This window comes from Dechloromonas hankyongensis (assembly GCF_022012295.1).
Taxonomy (GTDB): Bacteria; Pseudomonadota; Gammaproteobacteria; order Burkholderiales; family Rhodocyclaceae; genus Azonexus; species Azonexus hankyongensis.
The window spans coordinates 55,038-75,606 of sequence record NZ_JAKLTN010000001.1 but is presented as its reverse complement, the minus strand read 5'-3'; the positions used below and the strand labels follow the sequence as shown (position 1 = coordinate 75,606).

The window sequence follows — 20,569 nt, the reverse complement described above, 5'->3', positions numbered from 1 at the left end:
GGGAGGGCTTCGGCCCTCCCGTTTTTATTGTGTTGAAATTCGATGACAAGCTTCTGGATTGCCGCTGCCGTACTCGTGCTGATTGCCTTTGCCTTCCTGCTGCCGCCCATGTGGCGCGGCATCCCCCAGGGGAAAGCCTCGACGCGGCGCAAGGATTCGAATCTGGCCATCTACCGTAGTCAGATCGCCGAACTGGAGCGCGAGCGGGCAGAGGGCGAGCTGAGCGAATCGGAGTTCCTTGCGGCCAATCATGAGTTGAAGCGCCGGCTCCTCGAGGATGTGGAAGCCGGCGACGAGGCGGGCCATCCGAAGGGAGCCCAGCCGAGCCGCAAGCTTGCGGCGCTGCTTGTCATGGTCGTGCCGCTTCTGGCGGTGGCCGGCTATCTGCAGCTGGGGAATCCACGCGCCCTAAATCCGCTGGCCACTGCCGCAACCGAGAAGATGACCCCGGACCAGATCGAGGGCATGGTCGCCAAACTGGCGGATCGCTTGAAAGCAACGCCCGATGGCGAGGGCTGGCTGATGCTCGCCCGCTCGTACAAATCGCTCGGCAGGTTGCCCGAGGCCGTCGATGCCTACGAAAAGGCCTCCGAATTGATCACTGACAATCCGGATTTGCTGACCGACTACGCCGATTTGCTGGCCACGCAGAACGGTGGCAGTTTGCATGGCAAGCCGCTGACGCTCGTCAAGAAAGCGCTGACCCTGGATCCCGACCATGTCATCGCCTTGTGGCTGGCGGGAACGGCGGCTTTCGACAATCGCGATTACGGCGCCGCGGTGACCTTGTGGGAGCGGGCGCGCCGGGCTTTGCCGGAAGGTTCGGAAGATGTGCAGACGCTCAGCGATGGGATACAGGAGGCGCAAAAACGGGCGGCCTTCAAGCCCGATTTGGCCAACACCATATCCGGTCAGGTAGCCTTGTCGCCGAACTTGAACGAGGCCGTTGCGCCGGGTGACACGCTCTTTGTCTTTGCCCGGCCGACCGACGGTTCCCGCATGCCGATTGCCATTGCCAAGGCTCACGTGTCCGATTTGCCCTTCGACTTCGTGCTCGACGACAGCTCGGCGATGATGGCCGACAACCGGCTGTCGCAGCATCGCACCGTGCTGGTGCTGGCTCGCATATCGAAGTCGGGCAACGCCATCGCTAAACCCGGCGATCTGGAAAGCGAAGCCAAAACCGTTCGTCTGGGAGAGGCTAAGCTGCGTATGGTCATCGACCGGAGGATAGGGGACTGACGGGCCGTGCTCCAGTCCCGTATCCCACATTGGCAACGCCGGCCGACTATTCGGTGACCCTGACGCGCTTGACGAATTTGCGTGACGCCTGATCCGGCGGGGCGGTCAACAGGCTGACGGCAACGATGGTCAGGAAGGCGGCCGGCACCCCGAAGATGCCAGCCGAGGTGGATTGAATGCCGAACCACGGAAGGTGCTGCCATTCGACCCGGAGCAGGTAATAGCCGGTGACCAGCAGGCCGACCAGCATGCCGGCAATCACGCCGGTGCGATTCGCCCGCTCCCAGAATACGCCGAGCACCAGCGGCGGGAAAAAAGCCGAAGCGGCAATCGAAAAGGCCCAGGCGACGGTCGGCAGGATGGAGGCCGGGCGTTCCGCGGCGACGGTGGCGGCCAGTGCCGCGACCATCAGCAAAATGATCTTCGAGGTGACCAGTCTGACCTGCGGCGAGGCTTGCGGCCGCACGATACGGTAGAAGAAATCGTGCGAAATCGTTCCGGCCATGGTCAGCAGCAGGCCGTCCGCCGCCGACAGCGCCGACGCGAAACCACCAGTGGCGACCAGTCCGACCACGACGAAGGGCATGCCGGTGATTTCCGGCGTGGCCAGTACGATGACGTCGGGGCTCAGGCTCAGTTCCGCCAGTTGCAGCAGGCCGTCCTGATTGACGTCCTCGATGCTGACCATGCCGAGCCGTCCCCAGGCGCTGATCCATCCCGGCAGGCTGGCGATGGGGGTATTGACCAGGTGATCGTACAACTCGAATTTGGTGAATACCGCGTAGGCCGGCGCCGCAAGGTAGAGCAGCACGATGAAGAACAGCGCCCAGGCCACCGAGGAGCGGCTTTCTTGCACGCTGGGCGTCGTATAGAAGCGGGTCAGAATGTGCGGCAGCGACGCCGTGCCTATGGTCAGGCAGAAGACCAGGGCCAGGAAATTCAGGCGCTGGACGTCGCGCTCGCCGGCGTCGCGTCCCGGGAAGGCCTCGGTATGGCGTACCGGAGGATTTGCTTTGGCCTGGGCGGACTGCATCTGGTTCGTCCACACCTCGCGGGCTTGCGCCGGGTTGGCCGGGAGGGCCTTGCGCTCGCGCTCCAGGACGACCAGATCGGCGAGCGGGGCATCGCTGGCCTTCAGTTGGGCGATGCGTTCGCTGATGGCGTGTTGTTCCTCGGTCAGCGATGCCGGCAGGTGCTCGATCTTGCTGCGGATGGCTTCGGCCCGCTGCAGGTAGGCAGCCCGTACCGCCTGTTCCGCCGGATCAGCCGCTATCTGCTCCTCGAGAACGGCGACCTTGGCGAGCACCTCGCCATAGGCCAGGGTCGGCAGCGGAACGCCGGTCAGCTTGTAGGATAGGATGACCACCGGCGTCAGGTAGGCGACGATGCGGATGATGTACTGGGCGACCTGCGTCCATGTCACGGCGCGCATGCCGCCGAGCAGGGAGCAGACCAGGATGCCGGTCAGGCCGACGAAGACCCCGATTTCGAACTGCAGCCCGGTGACCCGGGTGGTGATCAGGCCGATGCCGTAGATCTGGGCGACCAGATAAACGAACGAGGCGAGCACCGTGGTGATGACGCCGAGCAGCCGTGGCCAGGTCCCGCCGTAGCGGGCCTCCAGGAAATCCGGAATGGTGTATTGGCCGAAACGGCGCAGATAGGGGGCGAGGAGCAGTGCGACCAGGACGAAACCGCCGGTCCATCCCAGGATGTAGGCCAGGCCTTGAAAACCGCCCAGGTACAGGGTGCCGGCCAGGCCGATGAAGGAAGCGGCACTCAGCCACTCGGCACTGACCGCCATGCCGTTGAAAAAAGCCGGAATCCGGCGGCTGGCGACGTAGTAGTCGGCGATGCTGGTCGCCCGATTGAAGATGCCGATCACGGAATAGGCGACTAGCGGCAAGGTGAGAAAGCCGAGTCCCAGCCAGCGATGCGACACGCCTTGCCGTTCGAGGAGTGACATGCCGGCAACGAATGCCACCAAGCCCAGGATGAAGAGGATGAAATAGCGTTTCGAGGCCATTCCGCGCGTCACTCAGTCGCCCGGAACCAAGGGAACTTCCAGGTTCAATCTGACCTGCCCGATCGACACATTGCCCCCTTTGCCTCGACTTGTCGGAAAGGGCGATGCCCCCTCCCCCGGTTGGCGGCTATTCCTGGCTGTTCATGTCACGCGCTGCCGCGCATATGCCTTGCCGCAATTACGGAGAATATTACCGCGACAAAGCCGGCAAACTTGTACGACAGGTGTGTATATTCGCCCAGGGACGATTGAGCGCCCTTCAGGTAGTTGGCAAGAAGGGGGTCGGAAATCATCAGTTCGGCCCCGACCCAGCCCAGCAGGCCGGCCCCCAGCCAGATGATGACCGGGAAGCGATCCATCAACCGCATGATGCCCTGGGCGCCGAAAACGATGATCGGGATGCTGATGACGATGCCGGCGATGGCATAGGCGTTGCTGTGCGCCCCGGCGCTCTGGGCGGCCGAAATCACGGCCAGCACGTTGTCGAGCGACATCATGAAATCGGCGACGACGATGGTCTTGACGGCGTCGAGCAAGGTGTCGTGCGAGGCGACTTCCGGGTCGGCATCGCTGTCCATCAGCAACTGGTAGCCGATGTAGAGCAGGTAGGCGCCGGCGACCAGCTTGACGTAGCTGATGCCCATCAGATAGCCGGCAAAGACCAGCAGGATGGCGCGCAGCAGCACGGCGCCGGCCGTGCCCAGCATCACGGCGCGGCCGCGCATGCTGTGCGGCAGGGCCGAACAGGCCAGGGCGATGACCACCGCGTTGTCGACACCAAGCATGATGTCGATGCCGACGATCTTCAGCAGGGCTTCCCAATCGAGATTCAAGACTGCACCTCGGCGGCGACCTTAGCGATAGACCAGCACCGGGATGCGGGAATGGGTGAGCACCTTGACCGTCTCGCTGCCCAGAAGCAAGCCCGAGATGCCGCGGCGCCCGTGCGAGGCCATGAAGATCACGTCGCAGCCATTGTCCGTGGCGGCCTGGATGATGGCTTCGTAGGGCGCATCGCTGGCGACGGAAACGGAATTCGACTGGACTCCGGCCGCCAGCGCACTGGCGGTGATTGCGTCGAGAATTTCCTTGGCCTCGGCCTGGCCTAGCTGCTCGAACTCGTCCTGCTCGAGGCGTTGAAACAGGGCGCGTTCGCCGAGGAAATAGCCCTGGCGGATCGGCCGGGCGTGGAAAAAGGTGAGCGCCGCCCCGGATTCCTTGGCGAACTCGATGGCCTTGCTGGCCGCCTGCTTGGACAGCTCGGAACCGTCGCTCGGTACCAGAATGTGCTTGAACATCGTCTCTGCCTCTCGTGCGTTATTGTGCGGGCGCCGGTTCGCCGCCGCCCAGGTTCTTCAACATGCTGGCCGCGTCTTCGTTGCTGCCGGCGGCGCCATCGTTGTCGATCATCATTTCCAGCGTGGTGTTCTCGTCGAGCTTGGTCGGCTCGTCCAGCCAACTGGTCACCAGTTCGGGCCAGGCGATGACGATGGTCACCATCAGCAATTGCAACAACACCCAGGGCATGGCGCCGATGTAGATGTCGGAGCTCTTGACCTCGTTGGGGGCGATGTCGCGCAGGTAGAACAGGGCGAAACCGAAGGGCAGGTGCATGAACGAAGTCTGCATGTTGACGCAGAGCAGCACGCCGAACCAGACTAGGTCGATGCCCATCTTCTGCGCGACCGGCGCCAGCATCGGGATGATGATGAAGGCGATCTCGAAGAAATCGAGGAAGAAGGCCAGGAAGAAGACGAAGAGGTTCACCACGATCAGGAAGCCGATCTTGCCGCCGGGCAGGGAGCTGAGGTGGTGCTCGATCCACAGGCCGCCATCCACGCCCTGGAAGACCAGGCTGAACACCGACGAACCGATCAGGATGAATACCACCATCGCGGTGATGCGCATGGTCGATTGCATGCCCTGATGGACCAGTGGCACGGTCAAGCGCTGTGCAGGGCAGCCAGCGCCATGGCGCCGACGGCGCCTATGGCGCCCGCCTCGGTCGGCGTGGCCAGGCCCATGAAGATGGTGCCGAGGACCAGGAAGATCAGCACGATGGACGGCCCGATCGCCCCGGCGTACATGTCGCCGACCGAACGGCCCAGTTGATCGGCCAGCACGACCAGGACCAGCGACGGCGGGATGAGCTGGGTGATGGTGCCCGATGCCGCGATGACGCCGGTTGCCAGGCGCATGTCGTAGCCGTAGCGCATCATGATGGGCAGCGAAATCATGCCCATCGCGATGACCGAGGCGGCGACAGTGCCGGTGATCGCGCCGAGCACGGTGCCGACGATCACCACGGCGTAGGCGAGGCCGCCGGGAATCGGCCCGAACAGCTGGCCGGCACCTTCGAGCAGATCCTCGGCCAGGCCGCAACGCTCCAGGATGGCGCCCATGAAGGTGAAGAAAGGAAAGACCAGCAGCAGGTCATTGGACAGGATGCCAAAGATGCGCAGCGGCATGATTTCCAGGAAGCTGGGCTGGAAGAAACCCAGCTGGATGCTGACGAAGGCCGAGGCCAGGCCAAGGGCGGCCAGCGAAAAGGCCACCGGGAAGCCGACCAGCATGAACAGGACCAGGCCGCCGAACATCAGCGGCGGCATCATTTCGACGGTGATCATTGCAGCGGCCTTTCGTAGTGGGTATCCATGTTGTATTGGCCGGTCAGATAACCAATGCGCTTGATCAACTCGGAAAGTCCTTGCAGGGTGAGCAGACCGAAGCCCAGCGGCAGTACGAACTTGACCCACCAGCGGGTCAGGCCGCCGGCGTTGCTCGACACCTCGTTGGTGTGATACGACAGCTCGAAAAACGACCAGGACATTTTCATCAACAGGAAGCAGGCCGGGAGCAGGAAGAAGACGAAGCCGAGCAAATCGATCCAGGCTCGCAGCTTGGGCGACAGGCGACCGTACAGCACATCGACGCGGACATGCTCGTTCAGCTTCAGGGGGTACGAGGCGCCGAGCAGGACGATGCCGGCGAACATGTACCACTGCACTTTGAGCCAGCCATTCGAGCTGTAGTCGAACGCGTAGCGGACCATGGCATTGCCGGCGCTGATCAGGCAGGGCAACAGCACCAGCCAGTCGGCCAGTTTGCCGAACTGCAGATTCAGTCCATCGATGAACGTGGACAGTTTGAGTAAGGGTTTCATCTCCATCCTCTTTCTTATGCAGCGAAAAATCCGCTTTTTGAGTAGAGGGAGGGCGTAACAACTTTCTGACTAGGGATATCCCTAGTTTTACGCCCGGGTGCATCGCACCGGTCGCCCGATCTGTCGGCAAACGGGAAGGATTCATGGGCGGATTGACGGCACTGCGCACCGTCCTTGTCGGCGTCGAAACTTGGTTCGGTAGCGGCTGTCTCACTGACGAAGTAAACGAATGTATTGGCCGCGCAGACCCGGGGAACAGGGGCGCCGATTACCGCCGCCTTCGCGAGCAAAGGAGAATCCGACATGACCGCACCTGAACTGAAACTGGCGAGTATCAAGGTGCTCGCCTTGGCGGTAACCGACTTCGATCGGGCGATGCGCTTCTACACCGATACCTTGTCGTTGCACCCTGCCGAGGAAGACGGCAAGCCGGTCGGCGTCCATCTCGGTCATACCATCCTGATGCTGAAGACTGATTTGCCGGCGCAGCCGTCGGCGACCCTGAATCCACGGGTGACCATCCTGACCGACGATGCGCGCGGCACCGAACTCGTGCTGCGCCAACGCGGGGTGACCATCGCCGATGCCGTCGAACGCTATGGTGGTGCGCTGGTCGGAAGCTTCCTCGACAGCGAGGGCAACAAGCTGTGGTTCTGTTCCGGATCAGCGTCCGATTGAGCGGCTCGGGGTGGTGCCCGGCGTGGCGGGCTTTGCTGCAATAAATTATCAATTCATGAATCAATTGTACAGTTCGTGAAAAATTAACTATGGGGGCTTGCCGGCGTCCCTTACTGTCCAGGTTTGGTCAGGCATCCATTCCGGATGTGGGGCAACGGGGAGAGGGGCCGTTCCCGCTACGGGAACGGCTTCGAAAGGGGAGAGATGTTTAGCGGGAAGCTGGTGAAGCAGACTCAGGAACTAAGTTTTGCCGTCAATTTGATGGAACATCTGGTGGTGCCGACCTTCGTACTCGATGCCGAGTGCCGCGTCATCATCTGGAACCGCGCCTGCGAGCGTCTTACCGGGGTTGCAGCCAAGGAAGTGCTGGGCACCAGCGACCACTGGCGGGCCTTCTACAGTAAGCCGCGACTGTGTCTGGCCGACATCCTGGCCAAAGGGCTGGCCGCCGATCTCGACAAACTGTATGCCTTTCACACCGAGGCGTCCGAGTTCGGCCACGGCATGAAGGCGGAGAACTGGTGCGTGATGCCGCGCATCGGCGAGCGCCTCTACCTGGCGGTCGACGCCGGGCCGATCTATGCCGATGATGGCCAATTGGTGGCGGTGGTCGAGACGCTGCGCGACATGACCGACTACAAGAATGCCCAACTGGCCCTGCAAATGCAGGCGACGATGGACAGCCTGACCGGGATCGCCAATCGGCGCAGCTTCGACGAAAAACTGGAAATCGAATGGAACCGGGCGCAGCGCAACGGTCAGCCCATTGCACTGATCCTGGCCGACGTGGACCATTTCAAGCGCTACAACGATCACTACGGACATGTAAAGGGCGACGCCTGCCTGAAAGCGGTGGCCGGCATCCTGCAGCGGGAGATTTTCCGGCCGGGCGACTTGGTGGCCCGCTACGGCGGCGAGGAATTTGCCGTCATCCTGCCCGGCACCGATCTGCAAGGTGCACGCACCGTGGCCGAGCGGCTGCGTTCCGACATGGAGCGCACCGCGCTGCCGCATGTAGCCAGCGAGGTGGCGCCGTGGGTGACGATGAGCGTCGGCGTGGTGTCTACCATCCCCGAGCGCGAGATGCCCGCTGCCTGGCTGGTTTCGGCCGCCGACAAGGCCATGTACAAGTCCAAGTACGGAGGCCGCAACCGGGTTTCGGTGGCCAACGGCGCATTTTGAGCGAGGTCTGAAACTCCTCGCTGGCGGCGAGCGGAACATCGCCGCTGCAGAAAGCAGGCTCTCCCTGCTTCGGCTGAATCGAGGCAGCAGCCGACTTTCACCGTCGCGTCGATCCCGTCTTCGACATAGAATGGCCCGGCCTCGTTTTTCGCTTGCCTTTCATGAATCCTCCCTATCGCGGGCGTTTTGCGCCTTCTCCCAGCGGACCGCTGCATTTCGGCTCGCTGGTCGCGGCGGTCGGCAGCTACCTCGATGCCCGGACGCAGGGCGGCGAGTGGCTGGTGCGCATGGAGGATGTTGATACGCCGCGCAATGTGCCGGGGGCGGCCGACGAGATCCTGCGCACCCTGGCCGCCTTTGGCTTCGAATGGGACGGCGCCGTGCTGTACCAGAGCGCGCGCTTTGAGGCCTACGCCGCAGCGCTTGCCAAGCTGATCGAAGCCGGCCTGGCCTACGGCTGCGCCTGTTCGCGCAAGGAGATTGCCGATTCGGCGACGCATGCAGCCATCGACGGCGGACTGGCCTATCCCGGCACCTGCCGGGGCGGTCTGCCGGCCGGCCGCACGGCACGCGCCTGGCGCCTGCGGGTCGACGACGCCGCCGAGCTGGCCTTCGTCGATCGCCTGCAGGGGCGGATCGCCCAGCATCTCGAGTCCGATGTCGGCGATTTCGTGCTGCGCCGCGCCGACGGATTGTTCGCCTACCAGCTGGCAGTTGTCGTGGACGATGCCGAGCAGGGCATCACCCACGTCGTGCGCGGTGCCGACCTGCTGGCATCGACGCCGCGCCAGATCTGGCTGCAGCGGTGCCTGGGCTACCCGGTGCCGATCTACGCCCATCTGCCGGTGGCCGCCAACGAGGCCGGGGAGAAGCTGTCGAAGCAGACCAAGGCTCGGGCCTTGTGCCCTGACATGGCGGCAGCCGAGCTGCTCCGTGCCTTGCGCTTCCTGGGGCAACCGGCACCAGACGAACTGGCCCGCGCGCCGCTGGCCGCCGTCTGGGCGTGGGCGCAGGAAAACTGGTCGTTCGGCGCCATCCCGCGCCAGCCGCTCATTGCTCTTCCGGCGTGACGTCCTGATTGCGCCAGTGGCGCTGGCCGTAGCCGGCGATGCCGACCATGGCCCGCACCAGGCCGTAGGCCAGCCAGCGCAGCAGCCGGGAGGGCCACGCTACGCGCTTGAGATCGTCGGCCAGCAACTCGCGGGCCCCGTGCTTGATGGCGTCGTGCAGGCTAGCGTGAAGCTCTCCGCCGAAGCCCGCGTCGCGCACGACGATATTGGCTTCCTTGGCCAGCAGCAGGCTGAACGGATCGATGTTCGATGAGCCGACGGTCGCCCATTCGCCGTCGATGACGGCGACCTTGGCGTGCATGAAGCTCTTTTCGTATTCGAAGATGCGGATGCCGGCGGCCAGCGCGGCGACGTACAGCGTCTGGGTCGCGTAGCGCATCAGCGGGTGATCGGTCTTGCCCTGGAGCAGCACGGTGATGCGCACGCCGCGCCGGGCGGCGGCGTAGAGCGCCCGGCCGAAGCGGACGCCGGGCAGGAAATAGGCGTTGGCGATCAGGATTTCGTGCTGGGCGTTGTCGATGGCGTCGAGGTAGGCATTGAGGATGTCGTTGCGGTGGCGGATGTTGTCGCGGATCAGGAAGGCGGCCTTTTGCGTTCCGGCGATGTCGCAACTCGGGGTGGCGACGGGCATCAGGCGGTAGCGCCGCTTGAAGTTGACCCACGAAACGATTTCCCACATCCGGCGCGCGGCATGGTGAATCTGGTTGAGGGTCGGGCCTTCGATGCGTACCGCGTAGTCGAAGCGCGGGCGCATCGCTTCCGGTGCATTGTTGTCGTCGACGATGTTGATGCCGCCGACAAAGGCGACCTGGCGGTCGATGACGACCAGCTTGCGGTGCAGCCGGCGCAGCCGGTGGCGCTTCATGTTGAAGCGTCCGATTTCCGGGCGGTACTGCATGGCGCGGACGCCAGAGGCGGTCAGCCGGGGCAGGAAATCGGCGGCGAAATTGCGGGCGCCGAAGCCGTCCACGGTGACGTTGACCTGAACCCCGCGCTCGGCGGCATGGCACAGCGCCCAGGCCACCTCGTGGCCGATTTCGTCATCGGCGAAGATGTAGCTTTCAAGGTAGATCTCGATCCGGGCCTCGCCAATGGCGGCGAGCAGGGCGGGGAAGTAGTCGGCGCCCGAATTGAGCAGCGTTAGCCGGTTGCCCGGCAGAAACTCAGCGGCCATGCCGCGCGAGGTGCGCCGACAGTGCGGCGTGGTCGGAAATGGTCGACCACGGCAGTCCGTGGTGCACTTCGGTTTGCTTCACATCGAAGCCGCGCACGTAGATGCGGTCGAGGCGGAACATCGGCATCGCCGCCGGGAAGCTGCGCGCCGGTACGCCGCTCGTCCCGCTGAACACTTCGCGCAGGCCGAGGCGCTGGGCGAGATGTTCGCCGGCCCGGTTGCCCCAGTCGTTGAAATCGCCGGCAATGATCAGCGGCGCGCCCGGGTTGGCGCTCGTTTCCAGGTAGTCGGCCAGGGCGTTCATTTGCCGGCGCCGCGAGTAGCCGAACAACGACAGGTGCACGCAGACGCAATGGGCGGCGAGGCCTTCAGGCAGCTTGATCTGGCAATGCAGCAGGCCGCGTTTCTCGAATTGCAGGTGGGTGACGTCCTGGTTGTGGCTGTGCAGGATGGGAAAGCGCGACAGGATGGCGTTTCCGTGATGGCCGTGGTCGTAGATCATGTTGCGGCCGTAAGCGCAGGCTTCCCAGAAGTCCTCGGCGAGGAATTCGTGCTGCGGCGAATCCGGCCAGTTGTCGTGGTTCTCGGCGTGGCCGAGATGCAGGCCCTGCACTTCCTGCAGGAAGACAATGTCGGAGTTCAGGTCGCGCAGGCGCTCGCGCAGTTCATGCACCATCATCCGCCGGTTGAATTGCGAAAAGCCCTTGTGGATGTTGAAGGTGGTGATGTGTAAAGACGGCTGTGATCCGCTTCTGCTGGGCATCTTGGGTTTCGGTAACGGGGTTGGCTACGCATCCGGCCAAGCGCAATGGCGAGATGGGGGGGCTGTTTTCGTTTCGTTAGTATAGGCATAGGCCGTTTTGCCTGCACCAAGAAAAAAGCCGGGCATTCAGCCCGGCTTCGCGATTCGCGCTCAGTTCGTTTTACGTCGTCTGGTAAAGCCCAGTCCGGCGATCCCGGCACCGAACAGCAGCATGGAGGACGGTTCCGGTACGTTATTGACCAAAGCCTGCACGCTGGCGACGTTGGCGGCCTTGGTCAGCGTAAAGGTCGCATCGATGTTCTGTGTCACCGGGGATGCCCAGGTACAGTGGTCGGTGCCTTGGCAATTCCACGACAGGCCGGAGAACGACACGTCGAGCAGGCTGCCGTCGGCCAGCTGGATCGCGATCGGGGCAAAGCTGACCGCCAGGTCGATATTGGGTGAACCTTGTTCCTTCAGAACCCCCAGCGTTGCGGCCACCGTGGCGATGCTGGCGTTCGGCAAAGCCAGGGACTTGACTTGGAGCAGGGCACTTAGGCTCAGGTTGTCCACTTCGCCGCTGTCGATGCTGCCATTCTCTTCGGAGAACTTGGCCGAGCCGAAGCGGATGGTTTGGGAGTCCATCACGTTGTTGAAGGTCAGCGTCGTGCCGAGCAATGCGGCAGCCGTCCAACTGACGTTGAGCAGGCTGTGCGCGGGGTCGCATGCGCTGTTGGTGCACGCCGCACCCCACCCGGATCCGGTGCTCCAGTTGCCGCCGGAAATTTCCATGACCACCGGTGCGGCAAAAGTGGTGCTTGCCCACAGGCCGGTGGTGACGATTGCAGTAACCAGTGCCGCAGATTTGATTTTCATTTTTTCAGTCCTGTGGGTCGTTATCGGGTGACTGAAGTCTAGGTCTAGCGGGGAAAAAGCAAGCGTGAAATAGGACACGGCCGTCCCTATTCGCCAGTAAAACCGGGAAAATGTCACGAAAAAGCCGGGAACAAGCCCGGCTTTTAATGGCAGTTCGCTTGGGGGCGTAGCCAGGGGTCGGCTACGCATTCGCGCTACGTCAATTCAGCACGGCACCGCGCTCAGGAAATGGCCAGCATCCGGTCGAGCGCCAGCTTGGCCAGCTTGGCCTCGTGCTCGGGCACTCGGATGGGATTGACCACCTTGCCTTCGGCCAGGTTTTCCAGCGTCCACGCCAGGTGCTGCGGGTCGATGCGCTGCATGGTCGAGCACATGCAGATGGTGGTGGCCATGAACTGGACGATCTTGTTCTGCGGCTTGACCTCTTCGGCCAGGCGGTCGACCAGGTTCAGTTCGGTGCCGACCAGCCAGCGCGTACCTTCCGGCGCTTCCTTGATGGTTTTGACGATGTACTCGGTCGAGCCGACATAGTCGGCGGCGGCACAGACCTCGAAATTGCATTCCGGATGGGCGATGACCTTGCCTTCGGGGTGCTTGGCGCGGAAGGCGTCGATGTGCGATTTCTGGAACATCTGGTGCACCGAGCAGTGGCCCTTCCATAGCAGGATACGCGCTTTCTTGATCTGTTCCGGGGTGAGGCCGCCGAGTTCGAGGTCGGGGTCCCAGACCACCATTTCGTCCATGGCGAAGCCCAGGTTGTGGCCGGTCCACCGGCCGAGGTGCTGGTCGGGGAAGAACAGGACTTTCGGGCGGCGCTCGAAGGCCCACTTGGCGATGGTGCCAGCGTTCGACGAGGTGCAAACGATACCGCCGTGCTCGCCGCAAAAGGCTTTCAGATCGGCCGCCGAGTTGATGTAGGTGACTGGGGTAACTTCTTGGTCGGCATTGAGTATTTCGTTTAGCTCGCGCCAGCAGCGCTCGACCTTGGCCAGATTGGCCATGTCGGCCATCGAACAGCCGGCGGCGAGGTCGGGCAGGATGGCGGTCTGGTTCGGGGCGGTCATGATGTCGGCGACTTCGGCCATGAAATGTACGCCGCAGAAAACGACGAACTCCGAATCGGTCTGCGAAGCGAGGCGGGACAGCTTCAGCGAGTCACCGGTCAGGTCGGCATACTGGTAAACGTCGGCCCGCTGATAATGGTGACAGAGAATGACAGCCTTCTTGCCGAGCTTGGCGCGCGCGGCGCGGATGCGCTCGTGGCAGTCCTTGTCGGACAGGCTGTTGAACGGGTCGAAGGAAATGGTCGCTGTCTGCATTGCTGATCTCTGAAATGGGCCGTTTTTTACGGCCGCGTATTATCCCTGAATCCAGGGCAAGCCGGCGTGGCGCCAGCCGCCGATATTGCCGCGATGCGCGTTGGTGTCCTTGTCGCCCTCGAAGCCCTCGAGGATGTTGTAGCAGTCGCCGTAGCCGGCTTCGGTGGCCAGGGTGGCGGCGCCGATGGAACGCACGCCGCTGCGGCACAGGAATACCACTGGAACTTGCGGATCGACCTGGCGTTGCAGTTCGGCGATGAAGTTGGGGTTGCGCCCGCCGCCCGGGTACTGGTTCCACTCGATCTCGACGGCGCCGGGAACGCGGCCGACCCAGTCCCATTCGGCCCGGGTGCGGACATCGACCAGCTTGGCGCCGGGCGCCAGTTGCAGGACTTCGTAGGCTTCGCGCGGGGTCAGGTCGCCCTTGTACGGGCGTTCCAGCGCCTCGCCGCGCGCTGCGGCCAAATTGAGGATTTCGGTTAACTTTCCCATAAGGTCCAACTGCTAGAATCGTAAACCCATAGTATAGGGCAGAGCAGATGGGACAAGGGGAGCAGGCGGTGGCAAGCGCCTTGGCGGAGCGCGCGGCCGAGGCGCAGAAAGCAACGTGGGTCAGCGTTGCGGTGAATCTGGTAATGACCGTCGCTCAGTTGATCGTCGGCTGGCTGGCGCATTCGCAATCGCTGGTCGCGCATGGCCTGCATTCCTTTTCCGACCTGCTGTCCGATTTCCTGGTCATCTACGCCAGCCGGCAGAGCGCCCATCCGGCCGACACGGCGCATCCCTACGGTCATGCGCGGATGGAGACGGCGGCCACGCTACTGCTGGGTGCGTCGCTGGCCTTGATCGGAGGCGGCATCCTGTGGGAATCGGGGATGCGCCTGCAACACATCGAGAATCTGCCGGTGGTGGAGTTGTCCGCCTTGTGGATCGCCATCGCCACCGTGGTTTCCAAGGAAGGGCTGTATCGCTACCTGATCCGCGTCGCTGAACGCCAGCGCTCGCAACTGCTCACCGCCAACGCGCTGCATACGCGTGCCGATGCGGCGTCGGCGCTGGTCGTCGTGGTCGGCATCGGCGGTGCCCTGCTCGGCTGGTCCTTCCTCGACCTGCTGGCGGCGGCGCTGATGGGCTTCATGATCCTGCGCATGGGGGCGGAACTGGCCTGGGGCGCGATCAAGGAATTGATCGATACCGGGCTCGACGAAGCGCAGGTCGAGCAGATCCGTCGGACGCTGCTCGAAACCTCCGGCGTGCGCGGCGTGCACCAACTGCGTACCCGGCGCATGGCGCATCAGGCGCTGGTCGATGCCCACGTCCAGGTCGCCTCGCGGATCAGCGTCTCGGAAGGACATCGCATCGCCGAGTCGGCGCGTAGCCGGGTCTTGCGCGAACACCCCGAGGTGCTCGACGTGCTGGTCCATATCGATCCCGAAGACGATATGGACCCCGACGCCTTCGCGTTCCGGCAGCCGTCGCGCGATGTCCTGCTCGCCGATTTGCAGCCTTTGCTGGTCGGTTTGCCGCAGCCGCTGAAGATCGTCCTGCATTACCTGAACGGCCGGGTCGAGGCCGAGGTATTCCTCGATCATGCCTTTTTCAAGAATGGCGACACGCTGAAAGAGGCGGAAAGCGCCGTTGCGGCCCGCCTGAAGACTCATGCCGTGGTGGACAATATATCACTGATCTGCATGGTTGCACCAAAGTAGTGCCATGTTGTCATTTGTGCACCATAAGAGTGCGTCAATTCTTTGTTTATTGTCGGCATCTCCTTGTGGCAAAATGGAAAGATTGCTCGCTGACCTTTGGCATAGTTACTGCTAAGACTTCCGGGCTTTGATTTTTTGATTTGCCGGTTCCGCCCGGCACCTTGTTTTCTTAGGAGACAGACTCTTATGGCAACCCCGCAAGACGTGATGAAGATGGTCAAGGAAAACGACGCCAAGTTCGTCGATTTCCGTTTCACCGATACCCGTGGCAAAGAACAGCACGTCACCGTGCCGGTTTCCGCCTTCGACGAAGACAAGTTCGAAAACGGCCACGCTTTCGACGGCTCCTCCATCGCTGGCTGGAAAGGCATTCAAGCTTCCGACATGCTGCTGATGCCGGATCCGGCTACTGCCTACGTCGACCCGTTCTTCGACGAAACCACCGTCGTTCTGTCCTGCGACGTTGTCGACCCGGCCGATGGCCGCGGCTACGACCGCGACCCGCGCTCCATCGCCAAGCGCGCTGAAGCCTACCTGAAGTCCTCCGGCATCGGCGACACCGCCTACTTCGGTCCGGAACCCGAATTCTTCATCTTCGACGGCGTCGAATGGAATGTCGACATGTCCGGCTGCTCCCTGAAGATCCACTCCGCTGAAGCGGCCTGGAATTCCGGCGAGAAGAACGAAGGCAATGGCGCCACTGGCCACCGTCCGACCGTCAAGGGCGGCTACTTCCCGGTTCCGCCGGTCGACAGCCTGCACGATATCCGTTCGGCCATGGTCCTGACCCTGGAAGCCATCGGCTGCCCGGTTGAAGTTCACCACCACGAAGTCGCCAACGCCGGTCAGTGCGAAATCGGTACCGTGTTCAACACCCTGGTCAAGCGTGCCGACCAGACCCAGATGCTGAAGTACGTGGTGCACAACGTTGCCCACCAGTACGGCAAGACCGCCACTTTCATGCCGAAGCCGATCGTCGGCGACAACGGCTCGGGCATGCACGTTCACCAGTCCATCTGGAAGGATGGCAAGAACCTGTTCGCCGGTGATGGCTACGCTGGCCTGTCTGAAACCGCCCTGTTCTACATCGGCGGCATCATCAAGCACGCCAAGGCCCTGAACGCGATCACCAACCCGGGTACCAACTCCTACAAGCGTCTGGTCCCGCACTACGAAGCTCCGGTCAAGCTGGCTTACTCTGCCAAGAACCGTTCCGCTTCGATCCGTATCCCGTTCGTCGCCTCGACCAAGGCCCGTCGTATCGAAACCCGCTTCCCGGATCCGATCGCCAACCCGTACCTGTGCTTCGCCGCCCTGCTGATGGCTGGTCTGGACGGTATCCAGAACAAGATCCACCCGGGCGATCCGGCTTCCAAGAACCTGTACGATCTGCCGCCGGAAGAAGACGCACAGATCCCGACCGTCTGCGCCTCCCTCGAAGAAGCGCTGGCTGCCCTGGAAGCTGACCACGAGTTCCTGACCCGTGGCGGTGTCTTCTCCAACGACTGGATCGATGCCTACATCAGCCTGAAGATGGAAGAAGTGAACAAGGTTCGCATGACGACCCACCCGGTCGAATTCGATCTGTACTACAGCTGCTAATCGGGGCTGAGTCAAAAAAAGGGCGGGTTTCCCGCCTTTTTTTTGTCCACTTTTTCGTGGCCGTGTCGTTAAGTCCGGTAGACTGAAAAAGTTATGAGGAATGACGGTGATGAAACGTAGTTTGCTTACCCTGCTGGTTGTTGCGATGCCGCTGACGGCGTCGGCGCAGACGATTTACAAATGCGTCGATGCCAGCGGCGGGACCGTCATCGCCAATTCACGCATCGAGAAGAACTGCAAGGCCATTGTCAGCGGCCCCGAAAACACGCTGCCCGCGCCCAAGGCGCGGCCGGCAGGTGCCGCGGCCAATCCGTCGCCGGCCGGCTTCCCGCGGGTCGGCGAAGACACCCAGAAGTCGCGCGACGGCGATCGCCGCCATATCCTCGAACAGGAACTGGCCGGCGAACAGCGCAATCTGGAGCAGGCGAAGAAGGAACTGGCCGAACAGGAAGCCGCCAAAGGCGGCCCGAGCGACCGGACGGCCCCGTATCGCGACCGGGTGAGCCAGCACGAACGCAACATCCAGGCAATCCAAAAGGAACTGGGAAACCTGAAGTAGCGGTTAGCTATTGGGATCGAGCTGTTAGTGAAAGTTGAGGGCGCCGCGGCGCCCTCTGTTTTTGCCAAAAGCTGGCAGCTCGATCCTAATTCCTGACTTTGTACCAGGCCGCATACAGCGCCGGCAGAAAGAGCAGGGTCAGCGCCGTGGCGACGATCAGGCCGCCCATGATGGCGACCGCCATCGGGCCGAAGAAGTCGTTGCGCGACAGCGGGATCATGGCCAGCACCGCCGCGGCGGCGGTCAGCACGATGGGGCGGAAGCGGCGCACCGTCGATTCGACGATGGCATCGCGCCGCGCCTTGCCGGCCGCCAGGTCCTGCTCGATCTGATCGACCAGGATGACCGAGTTGCGCATGATCATGCCGAACAGTGCGATGGTACCGAGCAGCGCCATGAAGCCGAAAGGCTGGTTGAAAATGAGCAGGAACAGCGCGATGCCGATGATGCCGAGTGGGGCAGTGAGCAGCACCATGGCCACCCGCGAAACGCTCTGCAACTGGATCATCAGGATGGTGACCACGGCCAGCACGAACAGCGGGATGCCGGCCATCACCGAACCGGAGCCCTTGGCCGATTCCTCGACCGAGCCGCCGGTAGCGATGCGGTAGCCGTCGGGCAGGGCGGCCTGGATGGAATCGATCTGCGGCTGGATGCGGCCGACGATGGTCGCCGGCTGTGTCTTGCCGTACAGGTTGCCACGTACCGTGATGGTCGGCAGGCGATCGCGCCGCCAGATCAGGCCCGGTTCGAAACCGTGCTTGAGGCGGCCGATCTGGCTGAGCGGCACGCTCTTTCCGGCCCGCGTCGGCACCGCCAGATCGGGCAGGGCGGCCAGATGCTGCCGCTCGTCGCGGTCGCCGCGCAGCACGACGTCGATGGTTTTTTCGCCTTCGCGGAAACTGGTCACCGCATAGCCGTTCAGCGACATGTTGAGCAGGGCGGCGATATCCTGGCTGGACACCCCGAGCAGGCGTGCCTTGTCCTGGTCGATCTCGATTTCGATGCGCTTCGATAGTTCGCTCCAGTCGAGATTGACGTTGCTCAGTTCGGGTTCCTGTCGCATGACAGCGGCGATGTCGGCGGCCGTCTTGCGCAGCACCTCGGGGGCCTCGCCGGAAATGCGGTACTGGACCGGATAGCCGACCGGCGGACCGTTCTCGATGCGGCTGATGTTGGCGCGGGCACCGAAGCTCTCGCTATCGTACAGCCGGATCAGGCGATCACGCAGCGCTTCCCGCGCCTCGACGCTGCGCGCCACGATGACGAACTGGCTGACGTTGCTGGACGCCAGTTGCTGGTCGAGGCCGAGGTAGTAGCGCGGCGAGCCGGAGCCGACGTAGGCGATGTAATGCTCGAAATCGTCGTGCGCGGCCTTGTCCTTGGCCAGCCAGGCTTCGAGCCGCTGCGCCTCGGCGTCGATGGCGGCGATGGACGAGCCTTCCGGCAGGCGCAGTTCGACGTTCAGTTCGAGGCGGGTCGAGTTCGGGAAGAACTGCTTCTGCACCTTGCCCATGCCGACGATGGACAGCGCGAACAGGACGATGGTGATGCCGATGACCAGCCAGCGGCGACGGACGCACCAGGCGACCAGCAGGCGGAAGCGGGTATAGAAAGGCGTGCCGTATACATCGTGGTCTTCGGCATGGGCGGGGCCGTTCAGGCCGAGCTTGTCGACCAGGGCCGCCAGGCGGGGTGCCTTTTTCTCCCACGCGCTGGCGGCTTTGGCAGCGCGCGGGTCGGGCAGCAGCTTATAGCCCAGCCACGGAATGGCGATGACGGCGGCCAGCCAGGAAATGAGCAGCGACACCGCATTGATCTGGAAAAAAGCGAAGGCGTATTCGCCGGTCGACGACTTGGCCAGCGCGATGGGGATGAAGCCGGCGACGGTGACCAGCGTGCCAGACAGCATCGGCCCGGCCGTGCTGGTATAGGCGAAAGAGGCGGCGCGGGTCCGTTCCCAGCCCTGCTCCATTTTCACCCACATCATCTCGACGGCGATGATTGCGTCGTCCACCAAGAGGCCCAAGGCGAGGACCAGGGCGCCGAGCGACACCTTGTGCAGGCCGACGTTGAACAGCGACATGGCGAGGAAGGTGGCGGCCAGCACCAGCGGGATGGAAATGGCGACGACCAGGCCGGTGCGGATGCCGAGGCTGAGGAAGGTGACGGCCATGACGACGAGCACCGCCTCGGCCAGCGACTGGACGAAAGCCTGCACCGAGCGCTTGACGGCGTCGGGCTGGCTGGCCGCTTCGCCGATCTCGACGCCGATCGGCAGGCCGGCTTGCAGCTCAGCGATTCGGCTGTGCAGGTCCTTGCCGAGTTGGATGATGTCGCCGCCCTTGGTCATCGACACGCCGATGGCCAGCGCCCGCTTGCCGCCGAAGCGTACTTGCGTGGCTGGCGGATCGATGGTGCCGCGTTTGATGGTAGCGATGTCGCCCAGCCGGAAGCTGCGGTTGCCGGCGCGGATCAGCGTGTCGGCCACCGCCAGGGTGGTATCGAAGGCGCCACCGGGGCGGATCTGGATGCGTTCCTGCTGCGTTTCGAAAAAGCCGCTGCCGTTCACGCCATTCTGCTGGGCCAGCGCCTGGACGATGGTCGTCTGGTCGATCCCCAGCGTCGCCAGTTTGGTGTTCGACAGTTCGACGAAGATTTTTTCGTCCTGGATGCCGAAGATATCTACCTTGGCGACGTTAGGTACGCGCAAGAGCTCGTCGCGGATGCGCTCGGCCTGGTCCTTCAGTTGCGGGTAGTCGAAACCGTCGGCGGTCAGGGCGTAGATGTTGCCGAAGACGTCGCCGTATTCGTCGTTGAAGAAGGGGCCCTGGACGCCTGCCGGCAGGGTGTGGCGGATGTCGCCGATCTTCTTGCGCACCTGGTAGAAAACGTCGGGCACGTTGCCCGGCGGCGTGCTGTCCTTGGCGAAGAACAGCACGGTCGATTCGCCCGGCCGGGAGAAGCTGGAGACGCGGTCGATATACGGCGTTTCCTGCAGCTTCTTCTCGATCTTGTCGGTCACCTGCTGTTCGACCTGGCGCGCCGTGGCGCCCGGCCACAGGCTGCGGACGACCATGATCTTGAAGGTGAAAGGCGGGTCCTCGGCCTGGCCCAGCTTGCCGTAGGCGAGGACGCCCATCAGCGCGATGGCGAGCAGGAAATAGCCGACCAGCGTGCGGTGGTGCAGGGTCCAGTCGGACAGGTTGAAGCGATGGCTCACGGTG

Annotated in this window: 17 protein-coding genes and 1 pseudogene; 7 read left to right on the top strand and 11 right to left on the bottom strand. The window is 63.1% G+C overall.

Features of this window, described 5'->3' with window-relative positions:
* Positions 1-42 precede the first annotated feature (42 nt).
* On the top strand, positions 43-1,242 hold the full coding sequence (ccmI, locus tag LZ012_RS00375) for a c-type cytochrome biogenesis protein CcmI (RefSeq protein WP_275706376.1): 1,200 nt from the start codon (positions 43-45) through the stop codon (positions 1,240-1,242).
* 46 nt (positions 1,243-1,288) lie between these two features.
* Here the strand turns inward: ccmI and LZ012_RS00370 are convergent, their stop codons facing one another.
* From LZ012_RS00370 to LZ012_RS00350, 5 genes and pseudogenes are all read right to left on the bottom strand, one after another.
* The gene (locus LZ012_RS00370; RefSeq protein WP_275706373.1) at positions 1,289-3,280 is read right to left on the bottom strand and encodes a sodium:solute symporter family protein; all 1,992 of its coding nucleotides are present in this window, start codon (positions 3,278-3,280) and stop codon (positions 1,289-1,291) included.
* Positions 3,281-3,414: 134 nt separating this feature from the next.
* On the bottom strand, positions 3,415-4,101 hold the full coding sequence (locus tag LZ012_RS00365; RefSeq protein ID WP_275706371.1) for a TerC family protein: 687 nt from the start codon (positions 4,099-4,101) through the stop codon (positions 3,415-3,417).
* A 21-nt stretch (positions 4,102-4,122) separates the two neighbouring features.
* Positions 4,123-4,566 carry a universal stress protein gene (locus LZ012_RS00360; RefSeq protein ID WP_275706369.1) on the bottom strand — a complete coding sequence of 148 codons (444 nt, stop codon included), beginning with the start codon at positions 4,564-4,566 and terminating at the stop codon, positions 4,123-4,125.
* A 19-nt stretch (positions 4,567-4,585) separates the two neighbouring features.
* Positions 4,586-5,880: pseudogene (locus tag LZ012_RS00355) on the bottom strand (TRAP transporter large permease).
* 11 nt (positions 5,881-5,891) lie between these two features.
* The gene (locus LZ012_RS00350) at positions 5,892-6,431 is read right to left on the bottom strand and encodes a TRAP transporter small permease subunit (RefSeq protein ID WP_275706367.1); all 540 of its coding nucleotides are present in this window, start codon (positions 6,429-6,431) and stop codon (positions 5,892-5,894) included.
* A 303-nt stretch (positions 6,432-6,734) separates the two neighbouring features.
* Here LZ012_RS00350 and LZ012_RS00345 point away from each other — a divergent pair, with 303 nt between their 5' ends.
* From LZ012_RS00345 to gluQRS, 3 genes are all read left to right on the top strand, one after another.
* Positions 6,735-7,109, top strand: coding sequence for a VOC family protein (locus tag LZ012_RS00345; RefSeq protein ID WP_275706365.1), 375 nt, complete (start codon positions 6,735-6,737; stop codon positions 7,107-7,109).
* Between the two features lie 222 nt (positions 7,110-7,331).
* Positions 7,332-8,291 carry a sensor domain-containing diguanylate cyclase gene (locus LZ012_RS00340; RefSeq protein WP_275706363.1) on the top strand — a complete coding sequence of 320 codons (960 nt, stop codon included), beginning with the start codon at positions 7,332-7,334 and terminating at the stop codon, positions 8,289-8,291.
* 161 nt (positions 8,292-8,452) lie between these two features.
* The gene (gene gluQRS, locus LZ012_RS00335) at positions 8,453-9,361 is read left to right on the top strand and encodes a tRNA glutamyl-Q(34) synthetase GluQRS (protein WP_275706361.1); all 909 of its coding nucleotides are present in this window, start codon (positions 8,453-8,455) and stop codon (positions 9,359-9,361) included.
* On the opposite strand, the gene clsB is transcribed toward gluQRS, so the two are convergent.
* The 5 genes from clsB to LZ012_RS00310 form a co-directional block, all read right to left on the bottom strand.
* On the bottom strand, positions 9,342-10,535 hold the full coding sequence (gene clsB, locus LZ012_RS00330; RefSeq protein WP_275706359.1) for a cardiolipin synthase ClsB: 1,194 nt from the start codon (positions 10,533-10,535) through the stop codon (positions 9,342-9,344). The genes gluQRS and clsB overlap by 20 nt on opposite strands.
* Positions 10,525-11,298 carry an endonuclease/exonuclease/phosphatase family protein gene (locus LZ012_RS00325; protein WP_275706357.1) on the bottom strand — a complete coding sequence of 258 codons (774 nt, stop codon included), beginning with the start codon at positions 11,296-11,298 and terminating at the stop codon, positions 10,525-10,527. The genes clsB and LZ012_RS00325 overlap by 11 nt, the downstream gene beginning before the upstream one ends.
* Positions 11,299-11,448: 150 nt before the next feature.
* A complete protein-coding gene (locus LZ012_RS00320) occupies positions 11,449-12,153 on the bottom strand; it encodes a PEP-CTERM sorting domain-containing protein (RefSeq protein ID WP_275706355.1) in 705 nt (234 codons plus the stop codon).
* Between the two features lie 221 nt (positions 12,154-12,374).
* Positions 12,375-13,472 carry a quinolinate synthase NadA gene (gene nadA / locus LZ012_RS00315; protein WP_275706353.1) on the bottom strand — a complete coding sequence of 366 codons (1,098 nt, stop codon included), beginning with the start codon at positions 13,470-13,472 and terminating at the stop codon, positions 12,375-12,377.
* A 39-nt stretch (positions 13,473-13,511) separates the two neighbouring features.
* Positions 13,512-13,964 carry a rhodanese-like domain-containing protein gene (locus LZ012_RS00310; RefSeq protein WP_275706351.1) on the bottom strand — a complete coding sequence of 151 codons (453 nt, stop codon included), beginning with the start codon at positions 13,962-13,964 and terminating at the stop codon, positions 13,512-13,514.
* A gap of 68 nt (positions 13,965-14,032) precedes the next feature.
* On the opposite strand from LZ012_RS00310, the gene LZ012_RS00305 reads away from it, so the two are divergent.
* The 3 genes from LZ012_RS00305 (at position 14,033) to LZ012_RS00295 (ending at position 17,342) form a co-directional block, all read left to right on the top strand.
* Positions 14,033-15,181, top strand: coding sequence for a cation diffusion facilitator family transporter (locus LZ012_RS00305; protein WP_275706349.1), 1,149 nt, complete (start codon positions 14,033-14,035; stop codon positions 15,179-15,181).
* 186 nt (positions 15,182-15,367) lie between these two features.
* Positions 15,368-16,783: a type I glutamate--ammonia ligase gene (gene glnA / locus LZ012_RS00300; RefSeq protein WP_275706347.1), complete on the top strand. Its 1,416-nt coding sequence runs from the start codon at positions 15,368-15,370 to the stop codon at positions 16,781-16,783.
* A 109-nt stretch (positions 16,784-16,892) separates the two neighbouring features.
* Positions 16,893-17,342 (top strand): DUF4124 domain-containing protein, encoded by a 450-nt coding sequence (locus LZ012_RS00295; protein WP_275706345.1) that lies wholly within the window; start codon positions 16,893-16,895, stop codon positions 17,340-17,342.
* Between the two features lie 85 nt (positions 17,343-17,427).
* Here the strand turns inward: LZ012_RS00295 and LZ012_RS00290 are convergent, their stop codons facing one another.
* Positions 17,428-20,565: an efflux RND transporter permease subunit gene (locus LZ012_RS00290; RefSeq protein ID WP_275706342.1), complete on the bottom strand. Its 3,138-nt coding sequence runs from the start codon at positions 20,563-20,565 to the stop codon at positions 17,428-17,430.
* Between the last annotated feature and the right edge of the window lie 4 nt (positions 20,566-20,569).

Excerpts from the sequence above, each read along its gene's own strand:
- ccmI (WP_275706376.1), top strand. The coding sequence starts at position 43 with ATGACAAGCTTCTGGATTGCCGCTGCCGTACTCGTGCTGATTGCCTTT.
- LZ012_RS00360 (WP_275706369.1), bottom strand. The coding sequence starts at position 4,566 with ATGTTCAAGCACATTCTGGTACCGAGCGACGGTTCCGAGCTGTCCAAG.
- LZ012_RS00350 (WP_275706367.1), bottom strand. The coding sequence starts at position 6,431 with ATGAAACCCTTACTCAAACTGTCCACGTTCATCGATGGACTGAATCTG.
- LZ012_RS00345 (WP_275706365.1), top strand. The coding sequence starts at position 6,735 with ATGACCGCACCTGAACTGAAACTGGCGAGTATCAAGGTGCTCGCCTTG.
- gluQRS (WP_275706361.1), top strand. The coding sequence starts at position 8,453 with ATGAATCCTCCCTATCGCGGGCGTTTTGCGCCTTCTCCCAGCGGACCG.
- clsB (WP_275706359.1), bottom strand. The coding sequence starts at position 10,535 with ATGGCCGCTGAGTTTCTGCCGGGCAACCGGCTAACGCTGCTCAATTCG.
- LZ012_RS00325 (WP_275706357.1), bottom strand. The coding sequence starts at position 11,298 with ATGCCCAGCAGAAGCGGATCACAGCCGTCTTTACACATCACCACCTTC.
- LZ012_RS00320 (WP_275706355.1), bottom strand. The coding sequence starts at position 12,153 with ATGAAAATCAAATCTGCGGCACTGGTTACTGCAATCGTCACCACCGGC.
- nadA (WP_275706353.1), bottom strand. The coding sequence starts at position 13,472 with ATGCAGACAGCGACCATTTCCTTCGACCCGTTCAACAGCCTGTCCGAC.
- LZ012_RS00310 (WP_275706351.1), bottom strand. The coding sequence starts at position 13,964 with ATGGGAAAGTTAACCGAAATCCTCAATTTGGCCGCAGCGCGCGGCGAG.
- glnA (WP_275706347.1), top strand. The coding sequence starts at position 15,368 with ATGGCAACCCCGCAAGACGTGATGAAGATGGTCAAGGAAAACGACGCC.
- LZ012_RS00295 (WP_275706345.1), top strand. The coding sequence starts at position 16,893 with ATGAAACGTAGTTTGCTTACCCTGCTGGTTGTTGCGATGCCGCTGACG.